The sequence below is a fragment of the Nocardia asteroides genome (assembly GCF_900637185.1).
Classification (GTDB): domain Bacteria; phylum Actinomycetota; class Actinomycetes; order Mycobacteriales; family Mycobacteriaceae; genus Nocardia; species Nocardia asteroides.
In genome coordinates this window covers 4252535-4278262 of the sequence record NZ_LR134352.1, presented here as the reverse complement: position 1 = coordinate 4278262, position 25728 = coordinate 4252535, and the positions used below count along the sequence as shown (strand labels likewise).

Here is a 25728-nt window from a genome sequence, read left to right as displayed (position 1 = left end):
GCCGGGCCGAGTTGTCGGCCCCTGGCGCTACCGTCCTCGCCACGGCAGCGGTCGCGGGCCGTGACGGGAGGAAAATCATGTATCGACAAGGCGATGTGCTGATCGTGCCGCTGGCCGAGGCGGCGGTGCCCGACAGCGCGGCGGCCGCGCACGGCGAGCGGCGCGACGGGCGGGGCAGGCTGGTGCTGGCACTGGGCGAGGTCACCGGACACGCCCACGCCGTGGCCGCACCCGGCCGATTGATCAGGGAGGCGGGCGCTTTCGGTCCGATGCTGCTGCACCTGCCCGAGGGCGGCCGGGTGGTGCACGAGGAGCACGCCCCCATCGTGCTGCCCAAGGGGTGGTTCCGGGTGGTGCGGCAACGCGAATACGTGCCCGGCTCGGTGCGGGTGGTGGCCGACTGATGACTACGACACCCTTGGACGACTGGCGCGCGATCGCCGCCGCCACCGGACCCGGTGACCGCGCCCGCGCCGAAGCCGGTGTGCGGCTCGCCTATACGCGTGCCGGGCTGCCCGAACCGGAGCGGATCCTGTGGACCGATTCCCCGTCGGCGGCGGTGCGGTTGCTGAGCTCCGGCATCGAGACCGGCGCACCCGTGCGCGAAACGATCCGCAGCGGACCCTGGGCGGCCGAACGCGCTCGCCTGCATACCGAGCTCGGCGCGCACGGCTACAGCGCGCATTGGCGGGCCACCGGCGCGGACCTGTGGGAGGTCACCGGCTCGGTCGTCGACCGGATTCGGGCCGGCGTGCTCGAGGCGGCGGGCGGTGATCGCGCACAGGAGCGGCGGATCCGGGTGTTGCTGCTCGACGCCGTCCTCGGCCAGCACGAGGCGGCGTGGCTCAGCGCCTACGACACCGCCGCGGGCAGCACGCTCGCCGGGGTGGCCGCGGTCGCCAGGGAGGCGGGCTGGTGGTGGCCCTACGAGCGCGTGGCCGTGCTGTCGGAACGTCCGCTCGAACTGCACCGCGACGAGGCGGGCCGGCTCGACCGCGGTGACGGGCACGCGCTGGCCTACCGCGACGGATTCGCGCTCCACGCCTGGCGCGGCATGCCGGTCCCCGCCGAATTCCTCGACAGCCTGCGGTCTTTGACGCCGCAGCGGATCCGCGACGAGGAGAACGCCGAACTGCGCCGGGTCATGCTCGAGCACTACGGCTACGACCGCTACCTCACCGAATCCGGCGCCCGCCCGATCCATCGCGACAAGACCGGCGTGCTCTGGCGGATCGAACTGGTCGGCGACGAGGATGTCGTCATGGTCGAGGTGGTCAACTCGACACCGGAACCGGACGGCACCCACCGCGTGTACTGGCTGCGGGTCCCGCCGACGACCCGCACGGCCCGCGAAGGCGTCGCGTGGACGTTCGGCCTGGGCGCCGACGTCTACGAACCACTGCAGCAGACCTGATCAGCGGTCCGCCGGTCGTGCCGCCGTCGTGGTGAGGAACTCGGTGACCGCCGCGGCGACCGCCGCCGGCTGGTCGAGCATCGACAGCACATAGGCGTCGTCGATCTCGACCAGCCGCGCCCGGGGGATGAGCTCGGCCAGGCGGCGGCCGTGCGCGCGCGGCATCACCTTGCCCGCCGACGACCACAGGATCAGCGCCTCGCCCGGGAACTCGCGCAGCGCTTCGGTATCGGCCACCAGGGCCCGCTTGTCGAACCCGGCCCGCATGTAGGCGAGCACGTCGGCGCGGACACCGGGATCACGCAGACCGGGTTCGGTCCAGCCGTGCACGAGGTCGTCGGGGATCGGGAACTTCGCCATCCAGCCGAACAGCAGTGGGTTGGCGCGCAGCCACCGCACCCGCAGCTGACGCAGGGCCAGGGTGACCCCGCCGGGCAGGACGGAGGCCAGGACGGCGGTCTTGCCGGGCAGGCCCGGTGGGAAGTTGTCGAAGGCCTCGCTCGGGAACACGATCAGCCGCCCGACCCGCTCGTCGCGTCCGTAGGCGGTGAGGAACAGCCCGCCACCCCAGTCGGAGTGCACCAGGGTCACGTCGTGCAGGTCGAGTGCGGCGAGGAAGTCGGCGATGAGCTGATTGAGCCCGCGCAGGCTCAGGTCGGTGCCCGGTCGCAGTGGTTCGGGATGCGCGCCCAGCGGCAGGTCCGGCAGCACGTAGCGGAACCCGGCGGGCAGCAGATCGAGCACGGAATCCCACACCGTGTGGTTCATCAGCAGCCCGTGCAGCAGCACAACCGGTGGGCCGTCGCCGCGTTCGTGGTAGTGGACGCGGCCCGCGGGCAGTTCGACGGTCGGCATGAGAACCTCCAGACGGTTAGAGCGAACGCTCTAGTGCATTTGCTCTAGTCTGGAACGGTGAGCGAGAAGATGTCAACGGCCACGCGGGATCGCCTGGTCGTCGCGGTGGCCGAACTGCTGCGCACCCAGGGCTACAGCGCTATCACCGTCAAACAGATCACCGCGGCCGCCGCCGCGCCGATGGGCTCGCTCTACCACCACTTCCCGCACGGCAAGGTGCAGATCGCGGCCGAGGCACTACGCACGTCCGGCGCGGCGTACATCCAGCTGCTCCCGCTGCTCATGGACCCGCACGACGACCTGCGCACCGCCGTGCCCGCCGCCTTCGCCGACGCCGCCCGCACCCTCGAGGAGTCCGGCTGGATGAACATGTGCCCGGTCGGCACGGTCGCCGGCGAGATCGCCGACAGCGAACCCGCCCTGCGCGCGGTGGCCGCCGAGGTGGTGGCCGACTGGATCGACCAGGGCACCGCCTATTTCGAGCGCCGCGGACTGGGCACCGCCGACGCCCGCGATCTCGTCGTCGGCCTGCTGTGCGCGCTGGAGGGCGCGTTCGTGCTGGGCCGCACGCTGCGTTCGGCCGAACCGCTGCACGCGGCGGGCCGTGCGGTCGGCGCGCGCATCGACGCGCTGCTGGCCGGCGCCCCCTCGCAGGCGGGTTAGCGGCCGTCGAGCACGATCTCGGCCACCAGCGCCCGGTGGTCGGCGCCGGGAAGGTCGACAGTGCCGACCGCGGTGGCCGTCGCACCGGCCAGCAGGATGTGGTCGATGCCGACCAGCGGGGGCAGCCGCTTGTCGGTCGGATACGTCACCAGATGACCGGCCCCGGCCTGCGCGGCGGCGTCGGCGAAGCGGCCCGAGGCCAGGCCCCGGAAGCGGGCGTGGTCGTAGGTGGCGTTGAAGTCGCCGCCCACGATCACCGGACGATCGGCGGGTGCCCGGCCCAGCACCTCGCCCAGGCGCGACAGCTCCTCGGCCCACACCCCGGTGTCGTAGACCGGCGGCACCGGGTGCACGGCATAGATCGAGACCGGCCCGACCTCGGGGACGGTGGCCGTCGCCGAGATCTGGTTCAGCACGTAGCCGTCGTATTCGACGGTGTCCGACAGCGGAAACCGGCTCCAGATCCCGGTGCCGCTCGCGGTCTGCCCGGGCGCGAGGTAGCGGTGCGGCAGCAGCTCGTCCAGCCCCGCGCGTTCGAGATCGGCCACGGCGGTGCGGGTCAGTTCGTTGACGGTCAGCACCGCGACCTCACGGGCCCGGACCTGCTCGACGAGCGCGGCCGGATCGGCGCCGTCGAAGAGCAGATTGGCCTGCATCACCGTGATCGGCACCCCGGGGCCGGGTTCGTCGGCCAGATACAGCGGCACCTGCGTAGCCACGCCGACCGCGAGGACCAGCACCGCGACTCCGGTGCCCACCCACTGGCGGGCCGCCGCGAACCCGACCGCCCCGACGAGCGCGCCGCCCATGAGATAGGGCGCCCCCGACGCGGCGAGCACCACCGGCTCGAGTACCGGCCCGCCGAAGAGGTGCAGCGCCACTCCCGCGGCGCCGGCCGCCGTCGCGGCACCCGCCAGCAGCAGCGTCCCGACCCGTACGACCTGCGCTCTCACCGCACCAGCCAAACACGGCACGCCGTCCACGCGCGAATCGTCCGGAATTCGGCTCAGCCCGAGCCGTAGTCGCCACCAGCGGCGGAATACGCGGGAGCCAGGGGAGATGACGCGGGGTGGGTCGCCGGGGTGGTAGGAAAGGGGACGTGTCGGCATCTGGCGAGAGTTCTGGTTCGAACGGACGGTCCCGCGCGGTGGACGAGGTGGTGGAGCTGGTCAGTGCGCTGATCCGGTTCGACACCTCCAACACCGGCGAACTGGCGACCACCAAGGGCGAACGCGAGTGCGCCGAATGGGTGGCCGCGCAACTGCGGGAGGTCGGCTACGAGACCGAGTACGTCGAGTCCGGCGCGCCCGGCCGCGGCAACGTCTTCGCGCGGCTGAAGGGCGCCGACTCCGGGCGCGGCGCGCTGATGATCCACGGCCACCTCGACGTCGTGCCCGCCGAGGCCGCCGACTGGAGTGTGCACCCGTTCTCCGGCGCGGTCCGCGACGGCTACGTCTGGGGACGCGGCGCGATCGACATGAAGGACATGGTCGGCATGACGCTGGCCCTGGCCCGCCAGTTCAAGGCCGAGGGCACCGTCCCGCCCCGCGACCTGGTGTTCGCGTTCCTGGCCGACGAGGAGAACGGCGGCCGCTGGGGCTCGCAGTGGCTCGTCGACAACCGGCCCGACCTGTTCGACGGCGTCACCGAGGCGGTCGGTGAGGTCGGCGGGTTCTCGCTGACCGTGCCCCGCCCCGACGGCACCGAACGCAGGCTCTATTTGGTCGAGACCGCCGAGAAGGGGCTGGGCTGGATGCGGTTGCGGGCCAAGGCCCGCGCCGGGCACGGCTCGTTCCTGCACGACGACAACGCCGTCACCATCCTGGCCGAGGCCGTCGCCCGGCTGGGCAGGCACACTTTCCCGGTGGTGCTGTCGGACTCGGTCGCCGAATTCCTCGCCGCTGTCAGCGAGGAGAGCGGGCTGCAGTTCGACCCCGAAGGCCCCGACATCGAAGGCCAGCTCGCCAAACTGGGCACCATCTCCCGCATCATCGGCGCCACCCTGCGCGACACCGCCAACCCGACGATGCTGCAGGCCGGTTACAAGGCCAACGTGATTCCGCAGACCGCCGAGGCCGTGGTCGACTGCCGGGTGGTACCGGGCAGGCAGGCCGCGTTCGAACGCGAGGTCGACGAGCTGATCGGCCCCGACGTCGAGCGCGAGTGGATCACCAAGCTCGACTCCTACGAGACCACCTTCGACGGTCACCTCGTCGACGCGATGAACGACGCGGTGCTCGCCCACGACGCCAACGGGCGCACCGTGCCCTACATGCTCTCCGGCGGCACCGACGCGAAAGCGTTCGCGCGCCTGGGCATCCGCTGTTTCGGCTTCGCGCCACTGCAGCTGCCGCCGGAGCTGGACTTCACCGCCCTGTTCCACGGGGTGGACGAACGGGTGCCGGTGCAGTCACTGGAATTCGGCACCCGGGTACTGGAACACTTCCTCCTGCACAGCTGAGCCTCGACGCCACGAATCGGAGAACCCATGAGCTACAACCCGTATGACGCACTCCCGCAGGTTCCGTCGTTCACCGTCACCTCCGCCGACATCACCGACGGTCAGCCGTTGGCCAACGACCAGGTCTCCGGGGTGTTCGGCTCGGGCGGCAAGGACATCTCGCCGCAGCTGAGCTGGTCCGGCTTCCCGGAGGGCACCCAGAGCTTCGCGGTCACCGTGTTCGACCCGGACGCGCCGACCGCCTCGGGCTTCTGGCACTGGGCCGTGGCCAACATCCCGGCCTCGGTCACCTCCCTCGACACCGGCGCGGGCTCCGAAGGCGGCACCCTGCCCGCCGGCGCGGTGAGCCTGCGCAACGACGGCGGCTTCCCCGGCTTCGTCGGCGCCTCCCCGCCGAAAGGCCATGGCCCGCACCGCTACTTCGTGGTGGTGCACGCCGTCGACGTGCCCGAACTGGAGGTCGGACCGGACGCGACACCGGCCTACCTGGGCTTCAACCTGTTCTTCCACTCGCTGGGCCGGGCCACGCTGATCGGCACCTACGAGCAGAACTGAGCCGGACACGACGGTGGCCCCGGGAGTCGAACTCCCGGGGCCACCGCTGGTTTCGGGCCTACTTCACATTGACCACGTGCTCGGGCGGGGTCGCCGCGTACAGCTGGTCGATGTCGGCGGCGTACTTGGTCGCGATGGGGGTGCGCTTGAGCGACATCTTCGGGGTCAGCTCGTCACCGCCCGGCTCCCACAGCGTCTCCACGATCACGAAGCGCTTGATCTGCTCCACCCGCGAGAGCTTGCGGTTGCCCGCGGTGACCGCGGCCTTGACCTCCTCGACGATCTCCGCGCGCCGGGCGAGCTCGGCGTGGGTGGCGTCGGTGGCGCCGAACTCCTTGGCGCGCAGGGCGGCCACGTCGGGGTCGAGCATGATCAGCGCGGTGATGTAGGGGCGGGCGTCACCGATGGCGACGGCCTGCCCGATCATCGACGACGCGGCCTTCATGGCGTTCTCGATGTTGGAGGGGGCGATGTTCTTGCCCGCCTCGCTGATGATCAGTTCCTTCTTGCGGTCGACGATGCGCAGGTAGCCGTCGGCGTCGAGGGTGCCGATGTCGCCGGTGTGCAGCCAGCCCGCGTCGTCGATGGCCTCGGCGGTCTTGTCGGGCATGTTGCGGTAGCCGGGGGTGACGATCGGGCCGCGGATGAGGACCTCGCCGTCGGCGTCCAGACGCAGTTCCACGCCGTCCATGACCCGACCCACCGAACCCGGGCGCGGCTTGTCCAGATCGGTGAACGTGCCGACACCGGTGGTCTCGGACATGCCCCACACCTCGCTGACCGCGAAGCCCAGCCCGAGGAAGTACTCGAGGGTCTCGGCGGGCACCGGCGCCGCGCCGGAGGCGGCGACCTTCAGCTCACCGAAACCGAGGGCCTCGCGCAGCTTCGACAGCACCAGCGCGTCGGCGGCCTTGTGCTGCACGCCCAGCAGCAGCGAGGACCCCTCGCCGGACAGCTTGGCCTTGGCCTGGGCCACACCGACGCCGATCGCCCAGTTGGCCAGCGCCTTCTTGACCGGGCTCGGCTCCACCGCGAGCTTGTTCTCGATGCCCGCCTTGATCTTCTGCCACACCCGCGGCACGCCGAAGAACACGGTCGGGCGGGCGTCGGGCAGCGCGGCGGCGATCTCGCGCGGGTCGGGCACGGTGGTGATCTGGATGCCGGTGAGCAGGCTCATCGCGTGCGCGGAGATGCGGTCGGCGACGTGCGCGGCCGGCAGGTAGGACACCGCGCGGTCGTCGAAACCGACCGGCAGCGGACCCGAGACCAGGCCGACGACCTGCGCGATCACATTGCCCTGGGTGAGCTCGACGCCCTTGGAGGGGCCGGTGGTGCCGGAGGTGTAGATCAGGGTGGCCAGATCGCCCGGCTGCACGGCCTGCCACGCGGCGTCGAAGTCGAAATCGGGCTCCGGATCGGACTCCAGCTCGGCCAGGCCGATGGTGCCCTCGGCGCTGCCGTCGACCAGCACGGTGTGCTCGACCTCGGCGCCGGAGGCGCGGATGGCGTCGAGGAACGCCTGTTCGGTGACCACGACCTTGTTGCCCGCGTTGGCGAACACGTGCGCGATCTGCTCGGACGAACTGGTGTTGTACACCGAGAAGGGGGTGGCGCCCAGGTGCAGTGCGGCGGTGTCGATCAGGTTGAACTCGGGGCGGTTGGTGAGCATGATGCCGACCGCGTCGCCGTGGCGCACACCGAGTTTCGCCAGGCCGGCCGCCAGCGCCCGCACCCGCGTCGCGTACTCCGCCCAGGTGATCTGCTGGGTGCCGCCGACGGTGCGCAACGCGACCTGGTCGGGCCGCAACGCGGCGGTCTGCTGGAAGGCGGCGGGCACGGTGTGCACCGTGACGCCCGAGGCGTGCGCGAAACCGATGTCTGTCATATCCCTGTTCCCGAATAGGCCGTTCCGGATGCCGAGCCAATGCGAGTGAATCTGTCTCATCGTCTCGAGCTGAGGGCGTCGAGAGTGGCGCGGCTCACTTATCGTAACCGGACATACGGGATTGAGACATGGGTTACGGCCGACGACGTGGCCGCCACCAGGACGCGGGCGGGGTGGCCGGCACCGCCTCGACGGCCGGGTCGGCCGGGATCGTGTGCCGGCGATGCCGCCGCTTGGCCTGCAGATATCGGCGTCCCCGCGCGCTGTGCAGGGTGATGGTGAGCGCCACCGGGTCGACATCGATGCCCGCGTCGGTCAGCGCTCGGCACTTGTCGGGATTGTTGGTGAGCAGCCGCACCCGGGACAGGCCCAGGGCGCGCACCGCGCTCGCGGCGGCGTCGTAGCGGCGGGCATCGGCGTCGAGACCGAGGCGCTCGTAGCTGTCGAAGGTGTCCGCCCCGGACAGTTCGCTCTCCCGGTATCCCCGGGCCTTCCAGATCAGGCCCGCGCCCCGACCCTCCTGATCGAGGTAGGCCAGTACCCCGGCGCCCTCGGCCTGGATGCGGTCCATCGACTCGGTGAGCTCGGCGCCGCAGTCGCAGTCGTCGGAGCCCAGACCCTCGCCGTAGAGGCAGCGTGAGTGCACCCGGACCAGGCAGCCGTCGCGCGGTTCGCCGAAGATCAGCAGGTGACCGCCATCGGTGGGGTCGGCGATCTCGACGACCCGCAACGGCAGATCGCTGCCCCGGCGTCCCAGCCGGTGCGCGGTGTCGGCACCGGCGCGGGTGGATCTGGCACTGCCGAACGACAGTAGGGTCAACGATCCTCCGGGTGGGGACAGGGCGGCGCGACCGCCGTTGTCGGACAGGGCGTGCGAGCGGAACGCCGCGACTTTACCCCCGGCCCACCACGGGCGGCGCGTACAGCCGCACGATGCGGTCGATCTCGTCGACCGAGGGCATCGAGGCCGCCACCGCGCCCAGCTTCTGCGTCGGGATCATGGCCGCGGTGGCCCACACGTAATCGGCTGCGCCGAGCGGGGATCGGGCGGTGACGATCCGGTAGGCGAGGGCGCCGGTGAAGGCGGCCGCGGCGCCGACGGAGGCCTTGAGCACCTGCGGGAAATGATCGACCACGGTGTCGACCGTGTCGGCGGCGACGGTGCACCGGAAGTTCTCGACCGTGCACACTGTGCCGACGCCGAGGCCGCGCAGCAGCCGGGCGATGTCGGCGGCGGATTCGGCGGGCACGTCGGGCAGCAGCGCCGCCAGTTCGGCGGCGGTGCCCACGAGATAGTCGACGGCGCCCAGATGCTGGTAGAGGCTCTGCGGGACCGCCATCGACGGGGTGGGGCAGACGATGACCGGCGGCTTGGGGTGCATCCGCGAGACCACCGCCAGCACCTGCTCGATGATGGCGGGCGGCTGCTCGAAGCTCAGGATCACCACATCGGAGGCGGCCAGCGCGTTCTGCAGTTCGGCGCGGTGCACGTCCTCGTCCTGCAGTTGCACGCGGCTGTCGCGGCAGCCGATCATGCGCGATTCCCCGCTCGGGGTCAGCACGACGGCGGTGACCAGCGACGGCGCGAACGGCACGACCTTGATCAGGTCCAGATGCACCCGCTCGGACTCGATGAACTCCAGGATGCGGCGGCCGTATTCGTCGCCACCGACCGCCGAGACCAGGTGCACGTCGATGCCGAGGCGGGCCGCGGCGACGGCACGGTTGAGTCCCTTGCCGCCGGGATGGCCGATGAAGCTGCCGTTGGCGGCGCTGTCGGCGGCGGGGAACGCGTCGACCCGGTACAGGTGGTCGATGACGGCGTCACCCACCACGGTGACGACCCCGCGTGGTGCGGGCGCGGTCTCGGCGGGATGCCCCGTCGCCGGTCCCGCCATCGGATAGCCCGAGTCGGTGGCGAGCAGTCCGGCCAGCGCGGTGAACGCCCCGTGCTCGGCGACGGTGCGCAGGCGTTTGACCGTGGGCGCCTCGGGCACCGGATCCACATCGAGCAGGGTGTGCAGCGCCACCCACTGCTCGGTCAAGGCCTCTCGACGTTCCCCGAGGTTGTCCGCATACAGGCGTTCGACATCGATACCGACGCCGGGCCGGTCGCGGAACAGGCCGAGCGAGAGCGCCGCGTCGACGATGAGCCGATCGGTCGGCGGCAGCCACTGGGCGACCTCGCGGACCACCGGCAGGATCGAGGCCTCCGCGCTCACCCCGGCGCGCCGGGCGTGACGGCGCACCGGCAGCAGCTCGAGCAGGGGTGCGGCGTCGATCTCGGTGTGCCGCAGGCGTTCTGCGCTCAGACCCGAGTACTTGCCCAGCCGGGTCAGGATGCTGCGGATGGCGGCAACGCGAGCATCCTGGGGGACCATCGACATCCTGCCTCCCGTGGCCTGACGGCGCGTCGCGCGCCGGAACGAGGCTGCGCACGCCGCACTGCGATCGCCACAATGCCGGGTTTGCCATGCCCGGTTTGCGGCAATTACCTCTCTACAATGGCAATTGACCCGGACAAATGGCAAATGCCACACTGGGTTACGGGGGAGCACACGCCCCGCCGGAGACTCGGAGGGCGCGGCGCCCGGCCGGGGAAGGCAGGTCCGCGATGACCATCCACAGCACCGACGACATGCTGCGCAGCGACCGCACGCCGGAATTCGCGCAACGAATCGGGCCCGATACCTGGCGGTTGAGCTGGCTGCCGGAGTTCACCGTGACCAGGGCTCAGGCCCTGGCCGGGATGGAACTCGACGAACTCGTCAGCGACCCGGCCGCCGCGCACGACCGGCTGGCCCACGCCGAGATCAGCGCCCGCGCCGACGTGCTGGGCATCATCTGGCAGCAGGCGCTGATCAAGCTGGCCAAACGGGTCGACGAGCGCGGCCGCGACACCGGTGGCTCGGTGCACGACCCACCGACCGCGCTCGCCCCGCTGCGACGACAGCCGCTGTCCGGGCACGGCGACCGGGCGTACTACGGCTAGGACCTACGCCGACGGCGCGCGATGCTCGGCGCCGACCGCGTCGGCCAGGCTGCGGAACCCGCCGGCGCGCAGGTTGGCGGCGATCCCGCGATGGATGCGGGTGGTCCAGAACAGGCCGCCGTAGATGAAGCCGGTGTAGCCCTGCAGCAGGGTGGCGCCGGCGAGGATGCGCTGCCAGGCCTGCTCCGGAGTCTCGATGCCGCCCACCGAGATCAGCACCACCTGATCACCCACCCGGGCGTAGAGGCGGCGCAGCACCTCCAGGGAACGCTCGGCGACCGGCGCGCCGGACAGCCCGCCCGCGCCCATCGCCTCGACCTCGGCACTCGGGGTGCGCAGGCCGTCGCGGCGGATGGTGGTGTTGGTGGCCACGATGCCGGCCAGCCCCAGGTCGACGGCCAGGTCGGCCACGGCGTCGACGTCCTCGTCGGACAGATCCGGCGCGATCTTCACCAGCACCGGCACGCGGACGCTGTCCAGGACGGCCTGCAGGATCGGGCGCAGCGACTCGACCGCCTGCAGGTCACGCAGGCCGGGAGTGTTGGGGGAGGACACGTTGACCACGACGAAATCGGCCAGCGGGCCCAGCAGCCGGGCGCTGGTCGCGTAATCGTCGGCGGCGTCGGCGGGCTCGGTGACCTTGGTCTTGCCGATGTTCGCGCCGATCGGCACGGTGGGGTGCGCGCCGTGCAGGCGGGCGGCGGCCGCGGCGGCGCCCTCGTTGTTGAAGCCCATGCGGTTGATCAGGCCGTGGTCGGCGGGCAGCCGGAACAGGCGCGGAGCCGGGTTGCCGGGCTGGGCGTGCGCGGTGACGGTGCCGATCTCGGCGAAGCCGAAGCCGAGCGAACCCCAGGTGTCGGCGCCGTCGGCGTTCTTGTCGAAACCGGCGGCCAGGCCGAGCGGGGCGGCGAAGTCGACGCCGAAGGCGGTGGTGGCCAGGATCGGGTCGTCGACGACGGTGAGCCGGCGCACCAGGAAGCGGGTCGGCGGGAACCAGGTGGCGAACCGCAGGGCGCCGAACACCAGGTGGTGCACGCGCTCGGGCGGGAGCAGGAACATCAGGCGTAGTAGCAGGGCGTACATGGGTCGGCTCACATTCCGGGCTCGGGCACAGGCAGGACGGCATTCTTACGGCGGCGCAGCAACACCCGGCGGCTGCCGTCGGTGTAGGCGCGTACCCGCGACAACTCCCAGCCGCCGAACTCGGCCTGGATGGCCAGTCGCGTCGAGGCGGTGACCCGGGTGACGTCGGGTGGCAGCCGCAGGGGCACGTATTCGTAGTCATCGTTGCTGGTTTCCCAGCTCGGCGGGATCGCCGAGCGTGAACCGCGAGACTTGGCGGCCATCACTGCCCTCTCTTCCGCTCGTCCGCGCCGATCCGCTGCAGACCTTCGCCCGCGGCCGAGGCCACGAACAGGTCGCCGGTGCGGGCGTCGACGGCCACCGCGTCGGGCTGGCGCAGGGTCGGGAACCGCCCCACCTCGACGCCGATGCCGGTCGACAGGTCGTAGCCGACGACCTCGTTGCTCTGCGTGCGGGTCACCCACACCGTGTTCGACCGCGGATCGTAGGCGAGCGCGTAAGGCGACGATGCTACCGGGAATCGCTGCCGCAGCACGAGCGGACCGGCCGAGTAGACCAGCAGTTCACCACCGGCGGTGTCGGTGACGATGATGCGTCCCTCGGGATCGGCGATGGCGTTGGCCGCGCCGTCGCCCGCGCGCAGCATCAGGCCGAGCGCGTCGTCGCGGACACCGACGACGGCGGTCTGCCTGCGGTCGAGAACGGTGATGTCGTCGCCGGTCAGGGCGATCGCGTCGGCCGAGACGAGCCCGGTGACGGTCCGCACCACGCTGCCGTCGGGACGCAGTTCCACGACACTGCCCGCGCCGGTTCCGGCGACGAGGTTGCCGTCGGTGCGCCGTTGCACGCTGTGCACGTCACCGTCGACCGGCACCTCGGTCACCGCGCCCGTGGCCACGTCGACCCGCAGGACCCGGCCCGGCGCCGCGATCAGCACCTCACCCGGTCCGCCCTGGGCCAGCGCGGCCCCGGCCGCGGGCAGGGTGACCGTGCGGGCAGCGGCCGGATCGGCGGGGTCGATCAGCGACAGCCCGGTGCCCGCGGTGTCCAGTGCGACGAGGCGGCCGGTCTCCCGTTCCGACAGCAGCGCCTTGGTCGCGGGAGCGGGGGAGACCCGGCCCGCGGGCGTGCTCGTGGTAGCGGGGGAAACCGCGGCGGTGGCGGGTTCGCGGGTCGGTACGTCGGGGCCCGAGTCCTCACCGGAGCATCCGGTCAGCACCACCAGTGCCGCCGCGCCGACCAGCGCTGTGACGACCGAGCCACGTGGGCGCATGCACCGAACTCCTAATCTCACGAGGTGACCGCTGATCACCATCTGACCATGATGACTCACCGGTAGCTCCGACCGGGTGGCGCGCGTCGGGACTGTCGGTGACGCGGGTTACTGTTGACGTGTCGACAAAACTGATTGCGAGGACAGGGCAGGAGACCAGCGCGATGACCGACCGGACGACAGCGGGTTTCGGCATCGACGACATCTCCGTCGGTCCCTTCGCCCACGGATTCGGCACCACCGACGACGGCAGCCCCTTCACCTTCCGCACCCACCGCGCCACCCTGACCGTGCAGATCTACCGCGCCGACCTGGGCGATACCGTCCCCGGACCCGATGATGTGGTGGCCGTCGCGCGCGGTCAGGTCACCGATATCGACCTCGGCGACGAACGCAGCGTGAGCGCGTTCGTGCGCGATCTGCTCCACGACGCGGTCCCGGTCCCGGGCGCCGCGCCCAAGGACACCACGACGGTGCGCAGCATCCTGGGCCGGATCAGTGCCGTCATTGATGGTATGTAGATGGTGATGTCTTCCACACTTGTCGCCAGGGCCGCCACGGCCACCGCCTGCCTCACGGCTCTGATCGCGCTCACCGCCTGCGGTGGTGGGACCGACGAGGCCTCGGTCGATGCCGCGCGGTCCGCGGCCAACGCCTCGCTGTCCGCGTCGGCCGCGGTGTCGTCGAGCAAGGCCAATGTGCCGCTGCCGACCGCGGTCGAACTCGACGCGCAGATCAAACGCGCGCTCGACCCGAACCTGCCCGATGTCGAACGCACCGACCTGATCGAGGACGGCGCCGCGTTCAAGGACGCCATCCCCGACATGTACAAGGCGCTGCGCGACAACCCGCACGCCGTGTACGGCGTGGTCGATCCGGTCTTCGACAACCGCGACGGCACCCTCACCGCCACGATGCGCCTGGACAAGGACGGGTCGGGCACCAATATCCGCACCACCATCGTGCATTTCGTGCTGCTCGACGGTAAGTGGAAGATCTCGCGCACCGACCTGTGCGGCATCCTGCGCTCGGCCGACTACCGCACCGCCGCCTGCGGCTGACCATGCGGGAATCTCGTTCGATGCGGTGGGGCCGGTTCGTCCACCGCCACCGGTACCTCGTGCTCGGCGGGTTCGTGCTGGCCGTGCTGATCTCGGGCTGGTTCGGGCGGGACCTGGCCGGTCGCTACACCCAGGAGGGCTGGTTCGACGAATCCAGCCAGTCGGTGGCCGCCTCGAAGCTGGCCGACGACATCTTCGGCCGCGACACCGACGGCGACCTGATCGTCATCTACACCGCCCCCGAGGGTGCCACGGTCGACGATCCCGCCGTCCGCGGCCCGGTGACGGCGGCGCTGGCCGATCTGCGCGCCCGGTACGGCGAGCACATCCACAAGATCGACAGCTACTGGGACAGTCCGTTCTCGGCCAACGCCTCCGACCCCACCAAGAAACACGCCTTCGCCAGCATCGGCCTGGCCGGCGGTGGCGGCACGGCGACCGTCAACAACTACCTGGCCCTGAAACCGCACTTGAACGCCGAGATCCCCGGCGGCGGACCGGGCGGGACCACGGTGCAGCTGGCGGGATTGCAGCCGGTGGTCGAGGGGATCAACATCGGGATGCAGCACGACATCCGGCGCGCGGAGCTCATCGCGCTGCCGATCGTGGCGATCCTGCTGTATTTCGTGTTCGGCGGCGTCATCGGCGCGTTGCTGCCGGTGATGATCGGCGGGCTCACCGTCCTTGGCACCTCCGGCATCCTGCGCGTCCTCACCGCCCACATCGAGGTCAACGTGTTCGCCAGTGCGGTGATGACGCTGGTCAGCCTGGGGTTGGCGATCGACTACGGCTTGTTCACGGTGACCCGGTTCCGGGAGGAACTCGCGGCCGGGCACAGCGTCGAGGACGCCACCGCCCGGACGGTGGCCACCGCGGGCCGGACCGTGCTGTTCTCGGCGGCCATCATCGCGATCAGCCTGGGCGCGCTGTTCATCTTCCCCAACGGCGTGCTGCGCTCGGTGCCCTACGGCGGCATCTCGGCGGTGATGCTGGCCGCGCTGCTGTCGGTGACCGCACTGCCCGCGGCGTTGAGCATCGCGGGCCGGCGCATCGATTTCCTGGGCTGGAAGCGGTTCTCGCGCAGCAAGACCGAGGCCGAGATCGACGCCGGGTTCTTCTCCCGGCTGGCGCAGTGGGCGATGCGGCGGCCGTGGGCGGTGGTGATCCCGATCGTGCTGGGGTTGCTGGCGTTGAGCATTCCGCTGCGCCACATCGAGTTCGGTGGCATCAGCGAGAAGTACCTGGCCGCCGACAATCCGGCCCGGGTGGCGCAGGAGGATTTCGACCGGCTCTTCCCCGGCTTCCGCACCGAGCCGCTGAAGCTGGTCGTGGTCGGCGCCTCGCCGCAGCAGCTCAGCGACATCCGCTACGAGGCCAACCAGGTGCCCGGGCTGACCGGGCGATTCGAACCGGCGGCGCCGACCAAGGACGACGTCAACGTGCTCTCGGCCGGCTTGGAGGACAAACGCCGGGCCGACGCGGTGATCGACGCGTTGCGCGCCCTGCGCGAACCCGACGGCGTGCAGATCATGGTGGCCGGTATCCCGGCGCTGGAACGCGACAGCATCAACGGGCTGATCGACGGCCTGCCGCTGTTGCTGGCCATCCTGATGGCGGCGGCGCTGGCGATGATGGTGATCGCATTCCGGTCGGTGATCCTGGCGCTCAAGGCGGTCGCCATGAGTGCGCTCAGTCTCGTCTCCACCCTCGGCGTGCTCACCTGGATCTTCGTCGAGGGCCACGGCGCGGGGGTGTTCGCGTTCACGCCGGGGCCGCTGATGTTCGCGGTGGTGGCGTTGATCGTCACCGTGATCTTCGGGCTCTCCACCGACTACGAGGTGTTCCTGCTCTCCCGCATCGCCGAGAAACGCGCCTCGGGCGCCGACGCCACCGAATCCATCCGCTACGGCGTCGCCCACACCGGCGGCGTGATCACCTCGGCGGCCGCCATCCTCATCGTCGTCACCGGCGCGTTCGGCTTCTCCGACCTGGTCCTGATGAAATACATCGCCTACGGCATGATCGTCGCCCTGATCATCGACGCCACCATCATCCGCATGGTCCTCACCCCAGCCCTCCTCAAGATCATCTGGCGCTAGCGGCAGACCGGTCCCGCCCGGCCGACGGGCCGGACGGGACCATGGCGCGTGGTCAGGTTGTCTTGATGATGCCGCCGTCGATGACCAGGTCGGCGCCGACGATGTTGCCTGCCAGGCCGGAGGCGATGAAGGTGATCAGGGCGGCGACTTCGTCGGGTTCGGTGATGCGGCGGGAGGCGATGTCGAAGCTGGTGGGGAGGGCGTCGAGGAATTGGTCCTGGGTGATGCCCTGGGCGGCGGCCAGTTTGGCGCCGATGCGGTGTTCGTCGCGCCAGATCCTGGTGGCGACCGGGCCGGGGGAGACGGTGTTGACGCGCACACCCTGCGGACCGAACTCTTCACTGAGTCGTTTGCCGAAGGCGGCCAGGGCGGCCTTGGCCTCGCTGTAGCCGACCGGGCCTGAGCCGGGGACGTGGGCGTTGATCGAGGACACGTTGATGATGCTGCCGCGCCGCTCGAGGAGGCTGGGCAGGGCGGCGCGGGTGGCCCAGATCGCGCTGAACAGGTTCACGTCGAGGTAGTGGCGCCACTGCTCGTCGGTGCCGGCGAGGAAGCCGTCGAGGTCGAGCCACTCCGGGTCGCCACCGCCGACATTGTTGACCAGGATGTCGATCCCGCCCACTTCCGCGAGGGCGGTCTCGATGACCCGGACGGTCCCTTCGCGGGTGCTGAGATCGGCGGAAACCGTAGCAGCCGAGACTTTTTCGAGTTCGGGAGTGATGGTGCGGGCGGCGCCGACGACGCGGACGCCCGCCGCGGCGAGGCTTTCGGCGACGGCGAGGCCGATGCCGCGGGAGGCGCCGGTGACGACGGCGGTCTTGCCGGTGAGTGCGAGATCCATGAACATGCCTTTCTTGAACTACAGGTCAAAAATATGGGCAGTCGAAAACCGCCCGGTCGACGGGCGGAAATCAGAGGACGGTCAAAGTGAGGTCGACGAGGCGGTACAGCGCGGGGGCGTCGTTGGTCTTGGCCATCATCCGCAGCCCGATGCTGGTGGTGAACAACAGTGTGGCGACCGCGGACGCATCGACGTCGGCGTCGATGTCGCCGTCGCGGCGGCCCTGCTCGATGCGGGCCGCCAGCACGGCTACGATCCGCTGTTCGATGTCGCGGATCGCCGCGGTGATCGCGGGATCCTGGCCACCGAACTCGGCCGCGGTGTTCACGGCCAGGCAGCCGCGCCGGATCGGGGTCGCGAAGTCGAGATCGACCGCGGCGCGGAGGTAGGCGCGCAGGCAGTCGCGGGTGCTGCCGGGGCGCGACATGTAGTCCTCGGCCAGGGCGACACCGCTGCGGCCGTACCGTTGCAGCGCCTGGTCGAACAGCGCGCGTTTGCTGCCGAAGGTGTTGTACAGACTGCCTTTTCCGATGCCGGTGGCCTCGGCGAGCTGGGCGGGGGAGGTGTTGGCGTAGCCGTGGGACCAGAACTGGTCCATCGCGCGCTCGATCACCGTGTCGGCGTCGAAGTTGCGGGGCCTGGCCATGCGCCTACCGTAGCCGGTTATGGACCTTGGGGTCAATAACCGGCGTGTGGGAGATGTTGCCGCCGTGGGCAATCGGGGTTCAGCGGCGGCCGCGTTCGGGCAATACCAGCTGGTCACCCGTGGCCGGGTGATCGAAGACGTCGACCGGATGCCGGTAGACCTGGGTGAGGAGCTCCCGGGTGAGTACCTCGCGTGGCGGTCCGTCGGCGGCGATCCGGCCGTCGTCGAGCACGCTCACCCGATCGGCGTAGGCGGCGGCCACGCCGAGATCGTGCACGACCACGACGACCGCCGTCCCCGCGCGGGCCCGGTCGGCGGCCAGGCGCAGCACCGCCTCCTGGTGACCGAGATCGAGGGCGGCGGTGGGCTCGTCGAGCAGCAGCGTCGCGGTGTCCTGGGCCAGCACCCGCGCCAGCGCCACCCGCGCCCGCTCACCGCCGGACAGCGACGGGAACACCCGGCCGGCCAGATGGGTCACATCGGTGGCGGCCAGCGCGGCGGCGATCAGCTCGTCGTCGCGGTCGGCGGCGGGAGTGTGCAGCCAGGGCGCGCGACCCATGGCGACGACTTCCCTGGCGGTGAACGGGAACCCGACCGCGTGCGATTGCGGCAGCACCGCGCGCCGCCGCGCCATATCGGCGTGGGTCCAGTGCGACAGGGCGTGTCCCTCGAGCTTCACCGTGCCCGCGGTCGCGTCCAGCTCGCCCGCCAGCGCGGCCAGCAGACTCGACTTCCCGGCGCCGTTGGGACCGACGAGCGCGACGATCTCGCCCGCGGCCACCTGGAAGTCGACGTCGTCGAGCACCGTCCGGGTGCCGCGCCGCACGGTGAGCCCGGTCGCGCGCAGGGTGACCGTGCCCGGCTCCGGCCGGGTGGGGACTTCGGGGGTGCGGGCGAACACGCTGCGCCACGATCGCGTGCGCGGGGCGCGCGGCGTGGTGACGACGGCGGGATCGTGCGGGCGGATGTCGGTCATCCCCAGCCTCCCGCCCTGGCGCGGGTGCGCCGCAGCAGCCAGAAGAAGAACGGGCCGCCGATGAGCGAGGTCAGCATGCCCAGCGGCAGGTCGGCATTGTCGACCAGCGTGCGCGCGAGCACATCGGCGCCCAGCAGCACCACCGCGCCGAGCACCGCGCTCAACGGCACCAGCACGCGGTGACCGGGGCCCACCAGCATCCGCACCACGTGCGGCACGATCAGCCCGACGAACAGGATGATGCCGCTGAACGCCACGCCCGCCGCGGTGAGCACGGCCACCACCACGATCACCTGCCTGCGCAGCCGTTCCACGTCGACGCCCAGGTGCCGCGCGGCCGAGTCGCCCAGCGCCAGCAGGTCCAGGCGCGGTGCGATGAGAATCGCGGCGAGCAACCCGACCGAGGCCAGCGTCGCCACGATCGCCACCGACGGCCAGGTGGCGCCGTTGAGGCTGCCGAGCTGCCAGAACACGATCTGGTCGCGGGCGGCGGGCGACGCCACGAACAGCAGCAGCGCGATCAGCCCGCCGGCGAAGGCGTTGATCGCGACGCCGGTCAGGATCAGCGTCACCACTTCGGTCCGCCCGTGCGAACGCGACAGCACATAGACCAGCGCCGTGGTGATCAGCCCGGCGACGAACGCGGCCGCCGCCACCGACCAGGCCGCCACGAACGCGCCACCGACGACGATGACCGTGCCCGCGCCGACCGCGGCACCCGCCGACACCCCGATCACGCCCGGTTCGGCCAGTGGATTGGCGAACACGCCCTGCAGCAGCGCCCCCGCCGTGGCGAGCACCGCCCCGACCAGGATCGCGAGCACGACCCGCGGGAACCGCACCTCCCACAGGGCCACCTCACCCGCCGGATGGGCGGGCAGCGGACCGAGATCGAGTCCGATCCGGTGCGCGACACTGCCCAGCACCTCGGCCGCGGTGGTCGGCACCTGCCCCAGCACCGCCGAGACCAGCGCGAGCACGAGCAGCGCCAGCAGCGCCACGGCGAACACCACGGTCACGCGAGTGGCGCGGTGCTTGGGGTGCGGCAGGGGATCGGGGGTGGCGTCGTCGATCCGCGGCGGGTGTGCCGAGGTCGTCACGTCGGGGGCATCGCTCATGCGGGCTTGCCGTAGACGGCGTCGGACAGGGCGGTGATGACACGGCCGGTATTGGGACCGAAACTGAGCAGCACCGCGTCGGACATGTCGATGACCCGGCGGTTGCGTCCGGCGGGTGTCTGGGCGATGCCGGGGACCTTCACCAGGCCGTCGATGCCGCCGACCGACTTCAGGCCGTCCGACATCACCAGCAGCACGTCGGGCGCCGCGGCGATCATCGCTTCGCTGGTGATGGCGGTGAACGGTTCGTTCACTCCGGCCGCGGTCCCGGCGTCGACGCCGCCGATGGCGGTGATCAGCGAGTCCGCGCCCGACCCGCGACCGGCGATCATCGTGATCGCGGTGCTGCGCAGGTACAGGAACGCGATCGTCGGCTTCGGGTCCTGCTTCGGCACGGCGGCGGTGGCCGCGGTGATCTCGTCGCGGGTGCGCTGTCCGAGCCGGGTGCCCGCCTCGGGGACGCCGAGCGCGGCGGCCACGGCCTCGATCTGCGGGACGACACCGTCCATGGTGCGGTCGGGGTCGAAGTAGACGACGGTGACGCCCGCGGCGCGCAGCTGGTCGCGGACGGCGGGGGCGGCGCTGGTGGTGTCGGTGAGGAACACCGACGGGCGCAGGGCCAGCACCGCTTCGACGCTGAGGCTGCCGTTGCCGCCCGCCACGTTCGCCACGCCGGCCACGGCCGGGAACGAGGCCGAGGTGCTGCGACCCACCAGGTTCGCGCCGAGCCCGAGCGCGTACACGGTCTGGGCGAGGGTGCCGTACCGGTCGACGGCGATGATGCGCGACGCGTCGGTCACCGTCACCTCGGTGCCGTCGAAGGAACGGACCGTCGCGGGCAGGGCCGGGGCAGGCGGGGCGCCGAGGGGGACCGGGTCGAGGTCGGTCAGCCGGGCGGTGGCAGGACCGCCGGTGCCGGCAGTCGATGCGGTGTTGCCGTCGGTGCAGGCGACGGCGCCGGTCAGCACCGTCGCCGCGAGCAGGGCCGTCAGCACACCACGCAGTCTCATGCAGGTAAGGCTAGCCATCATTCGGAACGGGCGCTCACATCGTCCAGTGCCGCGGCGATCGCGCGCGGCAACTCCAGGGTCTCGGCGGCCAGCACCCCGGTGAGCTGGCCGATGTCACGCGCGCCGACGATCATGCTGGCGATGCCGGGGCGGTCCCGGATCCAGGCCAGCGCCACCGCCAGTGGCGAGGTGCCCAGGCCGTCGGCCGCGGTCACCAGCGCGTCGACCACCCGGGTGGCGCGTTCGTCGTCGAGCCTGCGCCGGATCTCGGCGGCGGTCGCCTCGTCGGCGCCGCGCGAATCGGCGGGCACACCGTCGCGGTACTTGCCGGTGAGGATGCCGCCCGCCAGCGGTGCCGAGGCCACGATCCCCACCCCGTGGTGGCGGGCCGCGGGAATCACATCGGATTCGGTACCGCGCGCGAGCAGCGAGTACGGGGTCTGGGCCGCGGTGATCGGCGCGATCGCCGCCAGGCTCGCCAGCTGCCAGGCCGCGAATCCGCGCACGCCGGCGTACCGGGTGCGACCGGTACGCACGGCGGTCTCGAGCGTGGCGGCCACCTCGTCCAGCGGCGTGTAGGGGTCCCAGGCCGCGACGCTCCAGATGTCGAGGTGGTCGGTGCCCAGTTCGCGCAGCGTGTGATCGAGCTGGGCGAGCAGCGTGCGGCGCGAGGTGTCGACCACGGGGCCGGTCGCCGCGGGCGCGGGCACACTGTCGCCGACCCCGGCGCCGGGCGCGTGCAGGACGACGCCCGCACTGCCGCTGAGCACCAGATCGTCCCGGGCGACCAGATCGCCGAGCAGATCGGCCAGGATCCGCTGCGCGGTGCCGTTGCCGTACACGGGGGAGGTGTCGACGAGCGTGCCACCGGCCTCGGTGAACGCCGCCAACTGCACCGATGCCTCGTCGGCGTCGGTATGGGTCCCCCAGGTGTGGGTCGCCAGGCCGATCCGCGAGACCCGAAGGCCGCTGCGTCCCACCGTCCGCTGTTCCATCAGCACGCCGCCGTTTTCGTCACGGCGCCCAGCCTAATGGGCGCCCCACGCAGTCCTCCGGCGGCGACCCGCCGGGCCGCGGGTGTGAATCCGCTCTCGCGGTGGGCGGGCGACGCCGATCCCCGGCGACGGGTAGGGTCGCTGCGAGGTCGCGGCCCCCACGGGCCCGGCGATGAGGCAAAAGCCCAGGAGGACGCGGTCTTTCGGGCGCGAGGCAGCAGGAGGACACGGTGGGCGAGTCGATGACCTGGTTCCAGGCATTGGTACTCGGACTGGTGCAGGGACTCACCGAGTTCCTGCCGATCTCCTCCTCGGCGCATATGCGCATCGTCTCCGAGGTGTTCTTCGGCGCGGACGCGGGCGCCTCGTTTACCGCCGTCACCCAGCTCGGCACCGAGCTCGCGGTCCTGGTGTATTTCGCCAAGGACATCTGGCGCATCATCATCGCCTGGTTCACCACCCTGCGCCTGCGCTGGCAGGAACGATCCCAGCAGGCGGTCGCGGTGGGCGACCGGGTCACCACCAAGCTGCCGGTGATGGACCGCAGCGCCCGCGAGGCGCACGAACGCGACACCCAGCGCGAACTGGACTACCGCATCGGCTGGTACGTGATCATCGCCACCATCCCGATCGGCGTGCTCGGTTTCCTGTTCAAGGACGAGATCCGCACCGGTGCCCGCAACCTGTGGCTGGTCTCGTTCATGCTCGTCGCGTTCGCGCTCGTGATCGCCGCCGGTGAGCACTACGGCCGCAAGATCCGCCCGATCGAGCAGCTGACCACCCGCGACGGCCTGATCATGGGTCTGGCCCAGTGCCTGGCGCTGGTCCCCGGTGTGTCCCGCTCGGGCGCCACCTCCACCGCGGGTCTGTTCCTGGGCCTGCAGCGCGAAGCCGCCGTGCGGTTCTCGTTCCTGCTCGCCATCCCCGCGGTCACCGCGTCGGGCCTGTTCAGCCTGCCCGACGCGTTCGAACCCGCCGGTGAGGGCCTCAACGCCAGCGGCCCGCAGCTGCTGGTGGCCACGGTGCTCGCGTTCGCCGTCGGTTACGCCTCGGTGGCCTGGCTGCTCAAGTTCGTCGCCAAGCACTCGTTCTACTGGTTCGTCGGGTACCGGATCATCCTCGGCCTGACGATGATGGCCCTGCTCGCCGCCGGCGTCGTCTCGGCGACCTGAGCGACCCGGCAGGCGATGGTTAGGCTGGTCCCATGACGGTGATCCTGCTCCGGCACGGAGTGTCCACCTCCAACATCGGGCGAACCCTGGCGGGCCGCAGCCCCGGAGTCGAGCTCACCGAGCGCGGCGCCGAGCAGGCGGCCGCGGTCGCCGACCGGCTGGCCACCCTGCCGATCGAACACATCGCCAGCTCGCCGCTGCTGCGCTGCCAGCACACCGTCGCCCCGCTCGCCGAGAAACTCGGCCTCGAACCGGAGCACGACGAACGGCTCATCGAGGTCGACTACGGCGACTGGACCGGCAGGCCGCTGGCCGAACTGCTCACCGAACCGCTGTGGAAGGTCGTGCAACGGCACGCCTCCGGCGCGGTGTTTCCCGGTGGCGAGGGCCTGGCCCAGGTCCAGCAGCGTGCGGTCGCCGCGATCCGCGACACCGAACGCCGCCTGGCCGAGCAGGCAGGCCGTGACGTGCTCTGGGTGGCGTGCGCTCACGGCGACATCATCAAATCGATCCTGGCCGACGCGCTCGGCCTGCATCTGGACAGTTTCCAGCGGATCGCGGTGGAGCCGGCCTCGATCAGCGTCGTCCGCTACAGCCCCACCGGGCCGTCGGTGTGGAAGTTCAACGACACCGGCGCCGACCTGTCCGCGCTCGCCGTCACCGCGGCGCCGGCTCCCGGCGGAGAGGTGCCCACCGCGGCAGGCGCGGATAATGGGAATGCGGGACACCGCGATTCTCCTTAGAGGGAATGTGTTCGTGAGTGTCGACCAGGGTCACGTATCAGGAGGTGCATGTGTCACGCGCAATCCATGTATTCCGCACCCCCGATCGTTTCGTCGCCGGGACCGTCGGTGAACCGGGCGATCGTTCGTTCTATCTGCAAGCCGTGCAGGAACCGCGCGTGGTCAGCGTGCTGCTGGAGAAGCAGCAGGTGAAGGTGCTCGCCGACCGGATGGGTCTGCTGCTCGATGAGGTCGCGCGCCGCTTCGGCGCCGACGTGCCGCCCCAGGGCGACGACGTCCGCGACGTTGATCCGCTGGTGACGCCGATCGACACCGAATTCCGGGTCGGCACCATGGGACTGGGCTGGGACGCCGACGCGGGCGCGGTGGTGGTGGAACTGCTGGCGATCACCGAGACCGAGGTCGACGAATCGGTGGTGCTCGACGACACCGAGGAGGGTCCCGACGCGGTGCGGGTGTTTCTCACCCCGATCCAGGCACGTGAGTTCGCGCTGCGGTCGGCGCGGGTGATCGCGGCGGGCCGTCCGCCGTGTCCGCTGTGCGGGGAACCGCTCTCGGCGCGCGGGCACATGTGCGTGCGCACCAACGGCTACAAGCGCGGCGAGATCTTCGGCGCGGCCGAGCTCGACGAGGAGTGACCCGGTGACCGCACTCACCGCAGGCGAACTGGACATCGTCGGCCGGGTCGGCGTCGCCAGCAACCTGACGCTGGTGTGCGAGATCGCCGCACCCGAACCCGACGGCGCCCCGCTGCGCGTGGTGTACAAGCCCGTGCGCGGGGAACGTCCGCTGTGGGACTTCCCCGACGGCACCCTCGCCGGTCGCGAGGTGGCCTCGTATCTGATCTCCGAGCACCTCGGCTGGAGCGTCATCCCCGAGACGGTGCTGCGCGACGGCCCGTTCGGGCCGGGCATGGTGCAGCGCTGGGTGACCGCGGTCGACCACCACACCGAGCCGAAGCCGCGGCTGGACCTGGTCGATCTGTGCAGGCCGGGCACCGTGCCGGACGGCTTCTGCGAGGTGTTGCGCGCCCTGGACGGCGAGGGCAACGAGGTCTCGCTCATCCACGCCGATGACCCGCGGCTGCAGCGGATGGCGGTGCTGGACCTGCTGCTCAACAACGCCGACCGCAAGGGCGGGCACGCCCTCGAAGGGGTCGACGGCCAGGTCTACGGCGTGGACCACGGCATCTGCCTGCACGCCGAACCGAAATTGCGCACCGTCCTGTGGGGCTGGGCGGGCAGGCCGGTCCACGAGTCGCTGCTGGTCGACATCGCCGCGTTCGCCGCGAATCTGCCCGGCACCGTGGCCGATTCGCTGGCCGAGCACATCACCGACGCCGAGATCACCGCGCTCACCGAGCGCACCAAGGCGCTGCTGGACCACCCGGTGATGCCGATCCCGCATTCCGCGCGCCCGATTCCCTGGCCCGCGTTCTGATTTCCGTCGCCGATTCGGTATCCGGAATCGGCCGTCGTCGGGTACTGTGAGGCTGCTTTTCCGGGTCGGGGCCGGTGCTAGTGTGCTCCAAGCACTTTCGTCTACAACGCAAGATCAGAGGAACTCTATGTCGTCGACCCGATCGATCGTCACCACCTCCGCCGCCGCGCTGCTGCTCGGCGGTGCCGTGGCCGCCGTGGCCGCGCCCGCGCAGGCGTTCCCCAGCGGCTGGTGGTCCGAGAAGACCTTCGTGTGCACCGCCACCGACCGCAACACCGGTGCGCCGCTGCCCGAGGTCACCGTGCAGGCCGCCGACCAGGTCGGTGCCGCCTACTACGCGCTGCCCCAGTTCGGCCCGGAGGCCGACACCCTCAACGTGCAGTGCTACGCCCAGGCGTGACGACTCGCTGAGTCCCGGTGTCGCCGCACCCGACGCGCGGCGACAC

28 protein-coding genes are annotated in these 25728 nt (G+C 71.1%); 14 read left to right on the top strand and 14 right to left on the bottom strand.

Translation table 11 applies throughout. The features are described from left to right. Positions 1 to 77 precede the first annotated feature (77 nt). Both EL493_RS20005 and EL493_RS20000 read left to right on the top strand, forming a co-directional pair. Positions 78 to 404, top strand: a complete 327-nt coding sequence (locus EL493_RS20005; RefSeq protein ID WP_022566883.1) for a hypothetical protein — start codon at positions 78 to 80, stop codon at positions 402 to 404. Further along, on the top strand, positions 404 to 1414 hold the full coding sequence (locus tag EL493_RS20000; protein WP_030202190.1) for a DUF6745 domain-containing protein: 1011 nt from the start codon (positions 404 to 406) through the stop codon (positions 1412 to 1414). The genes EL493_RS20005 and EL493_RS20000 overlap by 1 nt, the downstream gene beginning before the upstream one ends. On the opposite strand, the gene EL493_RS19995 is transcribed toward EL493_RS20000, so the two are convergent. Next, on the bottom strand, positions 1415 to 2269 hold the full coding sequence (locus EL493_RS19995; protein ID WP_019047095.1) for an alpha/beta fold hydrolase: 855 nt from the start codon (positions 2267 to 2269) through the stop codon (positions 1415 to 1417). Between the two features lie 57 nt (positions 2270 to 2326). Between EL493_RS19995 and EL493_RS19990 the strand changes: the two genes are divergently transcribed. Next, complete coding sequence (locus tag EL493_RS19990) at positions 2327 to 2932, top strand: TetR/AcrR family transcriptional regulator (RefSeq protein ID WP_019047094.1); 606 nt, start codon at positions 2327 to 2329, stop codon at positions 2930 to 2932. On the opposite strand, the gene EL493_RS19985 is transcribed toward EL493_RS19990, so the two are convergent. Next, a complete protein-coding gene (locus tag EL493_RS19985; protein WP_022566885.1) occupies positions 2929 to 3885 on the bottom strand; it encodes an endonuclease/exonuclease/phosphatase family protein in 957 nt (318 codons plus the stop codon). The two genes, EL493_RS19990 and EL493_RS19985, sit on opposite strands and share 4 nt — an antisense overlap. 194 nt (positions 3886 to 4079) lie before the next feature. Between EL493_RS19985 and EL493_RS19980 the strand changes: the two genes are divergently transcribed. Together EL493_RS19980 and EL493_RS19975 are read left to right on the top strand one after the other, a co-directional pair. Then, on the top strand, positions 4080 to 5393 hold the full coding sequence (locus EL493_RS19980) for a M20/M25/M40 family metallo-hydrolase (protein WP_019047092.1): 1314 nt from the start codon (positions 4080 to 4082) through the stop codon (positions 5391 to 5393). A 27-nt stretch (positions 5394 to 5420) separates the two neighbouring features. Continuing rightward, positions 5421 to 5948 (top strand): YbhB/YbcL family Raf kinase inhibitor-like protein, encoded by a 528-nt coding sequence (locus tag EL493_RS19975; RefSeq protein ID WP_019047091.1) that lies wholly within the window; start codon positions 5421 to 5423, stop codon positions 5946 to 5948. 58 nt (positions 5949 to 6006) lie between these two features. On the opposite strand, the gene EL493_RS19970 is transcribed toward EL493_RS19975, so the two are convergent. The 3 genes from EL493_RS19970 to EL493_RS19960 all read right to left on the bottom strand — a co-directional run bounded on the left by EL493_RS19970 (position 6007) and on the right by EL493_RS19960 (position 10220). Beyond that, complete coding sequence (locus EL493_RS19970) at positions 6007 to 7833, bottom strand: AMP-dependent synthetase/ligase (protein WP_019047090.1); 1827 nt, start codon at positions 7831 to 7833, stop codon at positions 6007 to 6009. 133 nt (positions 7834 to 7966) lie between these two features. Next, positions 7967 to 8653 (bottom strand): GTP cyclohydrolase II RibA, encoded by a 687-nt coding sequence (gene ribA, locus EL493_RS19965; protein ID WP_019047089.1) that lies wholly within the window; start codon positions 8651 to 8653, stop codon positions 7967 to 7969. Between the two features lie 73 nt (positions 8654 to 8726). Then, positions 8727 to 10220 (bottom strand): PfkB family carbohydrate kinase, encoded by a 1494-nt coding sequence (locus EL493_RS19960; protein ID WP_019047088.1) that lies wholly within the window; start codon positions 10218 to 10220, stop codon positions 8727 to 8729. Between the two features lie 227 nt (positions 10221 to 10447). On the opposite strand from EL493_RS19960, the gene EL493_RS19955 reads away from it, so the two are divergent. Beyond that, positions 10448 to 10825, top strand: a complete 378-nt coding sequence (locus tag EL493_RS19955) for a hypothetical protein (protein ID WP_019047087.1) — start codon at positions 10448 to 10450, stop codon at positions 10823 to 10825. Positions 10826 to 10828: 3 nt separating this feature from the next. On the opposite strand, the gene EL493_RS19950 is transcribed toward EL493_RS19955, so the two are convergent. Genes EL493_RS19950 through EL493_RS19940 form a run of 3 tightly spaced genes read right to left on the bottom strand, consistent with a single transcriptional unit; the run spans position 10829 to position 13181 of the window. Further along, positions 10829 to 11908 (bottom strand): quinone-dependent dihydroorotate dehydrogenase, encoded by a 1080-nt coding sequence (locus tag EL493_RS19950; RefSeq protein ID WP_019047086.1) that lies wholly within the window; start codon positions 11906 to 11908, stop codon positions 10829 to 10831. Positions 11909 to 11916: 8 nt separating this feature from the next. Further along, on the bottom strand, positions 11917 to 12171 hold the full coding sequence (locus tag EL493_RS19945) for a DUF5703 family protein (protein ID WP_019047085.1): 255 nt from the start codon (positions 12169 to 12171) through the stop codon (positions 11917 to 11919). Beyond that, a complete protein-coding gene (locus tag EL493_RS19940; protein ID WP_019047084.1) occupies positions 12171 to 13181 on the bottom strand; it encodes a YncE family protein in 1011 nt (336 codons plus the stop codon). Before EL493_RS19940 ends, EL493_RS19945 begins: the two co-directional genes overlap by 1 nt. A 164-nt stretch (positions 13182 to 13345) precedes the next feature. Here EL493_RS19940 and EL493_RS19935 point away from each other — a divergent pair, with 164 nt between their 5' ends. Genes EL493_RS19935 through EL493_RS19925 form a run of 3 tightly spaced genes read left to right on the top strand, consistent with a single transcriptional unit; the run spans position 13346 to position 16341 of the window. Further along, entirely contained in the window at positions 13346 to 13702 is a 357-nt protein-coding gene (locus tag EL493_RS19935; protein ID WP_019047083.1) for a hypothetical protein, read from the top strand. A gap of 6 nt (positions 13703 to 13708) precedes the next feature. Beyond that, positions 13709 to 14242 (top strand): hypothetical protein, encoded by a 534-nt coding sequence (locus EL493_RS19930; protein WP_126405786.1) that lies wholly within the window; start codon positions 13709 to 13711, stop codon positions 14240 to 14242. A 20-nt stretch (positions 14243 to 14262) separates the two neighbouring features. Next, positions 14263 to 16341, top strand: a complete 2079-nt coding sequence (locus EL493_RS19925) for an MMPL family transporter (protein WP_022566887.1) — start codon at positions 14263 to 14265, stop codon at positions 16339 to 16341. A 52-nt stretch (positions 16342 to 16393) separates the two neighbouring features. Here the strand turns inward: EL493_RS19925 and EL493_RS19920 are convergent, their stop codons facing one another. From EL493_RS19920 to EL493_RS19895, 6 genes are all read right to left on the bottom strand, one after another. After that, on the bottom strand, positions 16394 to 17182 hold the full coding sequence (locus tag EL493_RS19920) for an SDR family oxidoreductase (RefSeq protein WP_030202178.1): 789 nt from the start codon (positions 17180 to 17182) through the stop codon (positions 16394 to 16396). A 70-nt stretch (positions 17183 to 17252) separates the two neighbouring features. Further along, entirely contained in the window at positions 17253 to 17828 is a 576-nt protein-coding gene (locus EL493_RS19915; RefSeq protein WP_019047079.1) for a TetR/AcrR family transcriptional regulator, read from the bottom strand. 79 nt (positions 17829 to 17907) lie between these two features. Continuing rightward, entirely contained in the window at positions 17908 to 18804 is an 897-nt protein-coding gene (locus EL493_RS19910; protein ID WP_019047078.1) for a heme ABC transporter ATP-binding protein, read from the bottom strand. Continuing rightward, a complete protein-coding gene (locus tag EL493_RS19905; protein ID WP_019047077.1) occupies positions 18801 to 19922 on the bottom strand; it encodes a FecCD family ABC transporter permease in 1122 nt (373 codons plus the stop codon). The genes EL493_RS19910 and EL493_RS19905 overlap by 4 nt, the downstream gene beginning before the upstream one ends. After that, a complete protein-coding gene (locus EL493_RS19900) occupies positions 19919 to 20932 on the bottom strand; it encodes a heme/hemin ABC transporter substrate-binding protein (protein WP_019047076.1) in 1014 nt (337 codons plus the stop codon). The genes EL493_RS19905 and EL493_RS19900 overlap by 4 nt, the downstream gene beginning before the upstream one ends. Positions 20933 to 20949: 17 nt before the next feature. Then, positions 20950 to 21927, bottom strand: coding sequence for an aldo/keto reductase (locus tag EL493_RS19895; protein WP_019047075.1), 978 nt, complete (start codon positions 21925 to 21927; stop codon positions 20950 to 20952). Positions 21928 to 22157: 230 nt separating this feature from the next. Here EL493_RS19895 and EL493_RS19890 point away from each other — a divergent pair, with 230 nt between their 5' ends. The 5 genes from EL493_RS19890 (at position 22158) to EL493_RS19870 (ending at position 25682) form a co-directional block, all read left to right on the top strand. Next, positions 22158 to 23099: an undecaprenyl-diphosphate phosphatase gene (locus EL493_RS19890; protein WP_019047074.1), complete on the top strand. Its 942-nt coding sequence runs from the start codon at positions 22158 to 22160 to the stop codon at positions 23097 to 23099. Positions 23100 to 23131: 32 nt separating this feature from the next. Next, positions 23132 to 23842 carry a histidine phosphatase family protein gene (locus EL493_RS19885; protein WP_019047073.1) on the top strand — a complete coding sequence of 237 codons (711 nt, stop codon included), beginning with the start codon at positions 23132 to 23134 and terminating at the stop codon, positions 23840 to 23842. A gap of 50 nt (positions 23843 to 23892) precedes the next feature. Continuing rightward, on the top strand, positions 23893 to 24480 hold the full coding sequence (locus tag EL493_RS19880) for a DUF3090 domain-containing protein (RefSeq protein WP_019047072.1): 588 nt from the start codon (positions 23893 to 23895) through the stop codon (positions 24478 to 24480). Positions 24481 to 24484: 4 nt separating this feature from the next. Continuing rightward, positions 24485 to 25282: an SCO1664 family protein gene (locus tag EL493_RS19875; protein WP_019047071.1), complete on the top strand. Its 798-nt coding sequence runs from the start codon at positions 24485 to 24487 to the stop codon at positions 25280 to 25282. A 127-nt stretch (positions 25283 to 25409) separates the two neighbouring features. Continuing rightward, positions 25410 to 25682 (top strand): hypothetical protein, encoded by a 273-nt coding sequence (locus tag EL493_RS19870; protein WP_019047070.1) that lies wholly within the window; start codon positions 25410 to 25412, stop codon positions 25680 to 25682. The last annotated feature ends 46 nt before the right edge of the window (positions 25683 to 25728 follow it).

Bases quoted from the DNA above. Each gene is read 5' to 3' on its own strand.
- EL493_RS20000 (WP_030202190.1), top strand. From the start codon at position 404: ATGACTACGACACCCTTGGACGACTGGCGCGCGATCGCCGCCGCCACC.
- EL493_RS19995 (WP_019047095.1), bottom strand. From the start codon at position 2,269: ATGCCGACCGTCGAACTGCCCGCGGGCCGCGTCCACTACCACGAACGC.
- EL493_RS19885 (WP_019047073.1), top strand. From the start codon at position 23,132: ATGACGGTGATCCTGCTCCGGCACGGAGTGTCCACCTCCAACATCGGG.
- EL493_RS19900 (WP_019047076.1), bottom strand. From the start codon at position 20,932: ATGAGACTGCGTGGTGTGCTGACGGCCCTGCTCGCGGCGACGGTGCTG.
- EL493_RS19905 (WP_019047077.1), bottom strand. From the start codon at position 19,922: ATGAGCGATGCCCCCGACGTGACGACCTCGGCACACCCGCCGCGGATC.
- EL493_RS19935 (WP_019047083.1), top strand. From the start codon at position 13,346: ATGACCGACCGGACGACAGCGGGTTTCGGCATCGACGACATCTCCGTC.
- EL493_RS19930 (WP_126405786.1), top strand. From the start codon at position 13,709: ATGTCTTCCACACTTGTCGCCAGGGCCGCCACGGCCACCGCCTGCCTC.
- EL493_RS19925 (WP_022566887.1), top strand. From the start codon at position 14,263: ATGCGGTGGGGCCGGTTCGTCCACCGCCACCGGTACCTCGTGCTCGGC.
- EL493_RS19910 (WP_019047078.1), bottom strand. From the start codon at position 18,804: ATGACCGACATCCGCCCGCACGATCCCGCCGTCGTCACCACGCCGCGC.
- EL493_RS19960 (WP_019047088.1), bottom strand. From the start codon at position 10,220: ATGTCGATGGTCCCCCAGGATGCTCGCGTTGCCGCCATCCGCAGCATC.
- EL493_RS19915 (WP_019047079.1), bottom strand. From the start codon at position 17,828: ATGGCCAGGCCCCGCAACTTCGACGCCGACACGGTGATCGAGCGCGCG.
- EL493_RS19870 (WP_019047070.1), top strand. From the start codon at position 25,410: ATGTCGTCGACCCGATCGATCGTCACCACCTCCGCCGCCGCGCTGCTG.
- EL493_RS19945 (WP_019047085.1), bottom strand. From the start codon at position 12,171: ATGGCCGCCAAGTCTCGCGGTTCACGCTCGGCGATCCCGCCGAGCTGG.
- EL493_RS19950 (WP_019047086.1), bottom strand. From the start codon at position 11,908: ATGTACGCCCTGCTACTACGCCTGATGTTCCTGCTCCCGCCCGAGCGC.
- EL493_RS19940 (WP_019047084.1), bottom strand. From the start codon at position 13,181: ATGCGCCCACGTGGCTCGGTCGTCACAGCGCTGGTCGGCGCGGCGGCA.
- EL493_RS19955 (WP_019047087.1), top strand. From the start codon at position 10,448: ATGACCATCCACAGCACCGACGACATGCTGCGCAGCGACCGCACGCCG.
- EL493_RS19975 (WP_019047091.1), top strand. From the start codon at position 5,421: ATGAGCTACAACCCGTATGACGCACTCCCGCAGGTTCCGTCGTTCACC.
- EL493_RS20005 (WP_022566883.1), top strand. From the start codon at position 78: ATGTATCGACAAGGCGATGTGCTGATCGTGCCGCTGGCCGAGGCGGCG.
- EL493_RS19920 (WP_030202178.1), bottom strand. From the start codon at position 17,182: ATGGATCTCGCACTCACCGGCAAGACCGCCGTCGTCACCGGCGCCTCC.
- EL493_RS19970 (WP_019047090.1), bottom strand. From the start codon at position 7,833: ATGACAGACATCGGTTTCGCGCACGCCTCGGGCGTCACGGTGCACACC.
- EL493_RS19895 (WP_019047075.1), bottom strand. From the start codon at position 21,927: ATGGAACAGCGGACGGTGGGACGCAGCGGCCTTCGGGTCTCGCGGATC.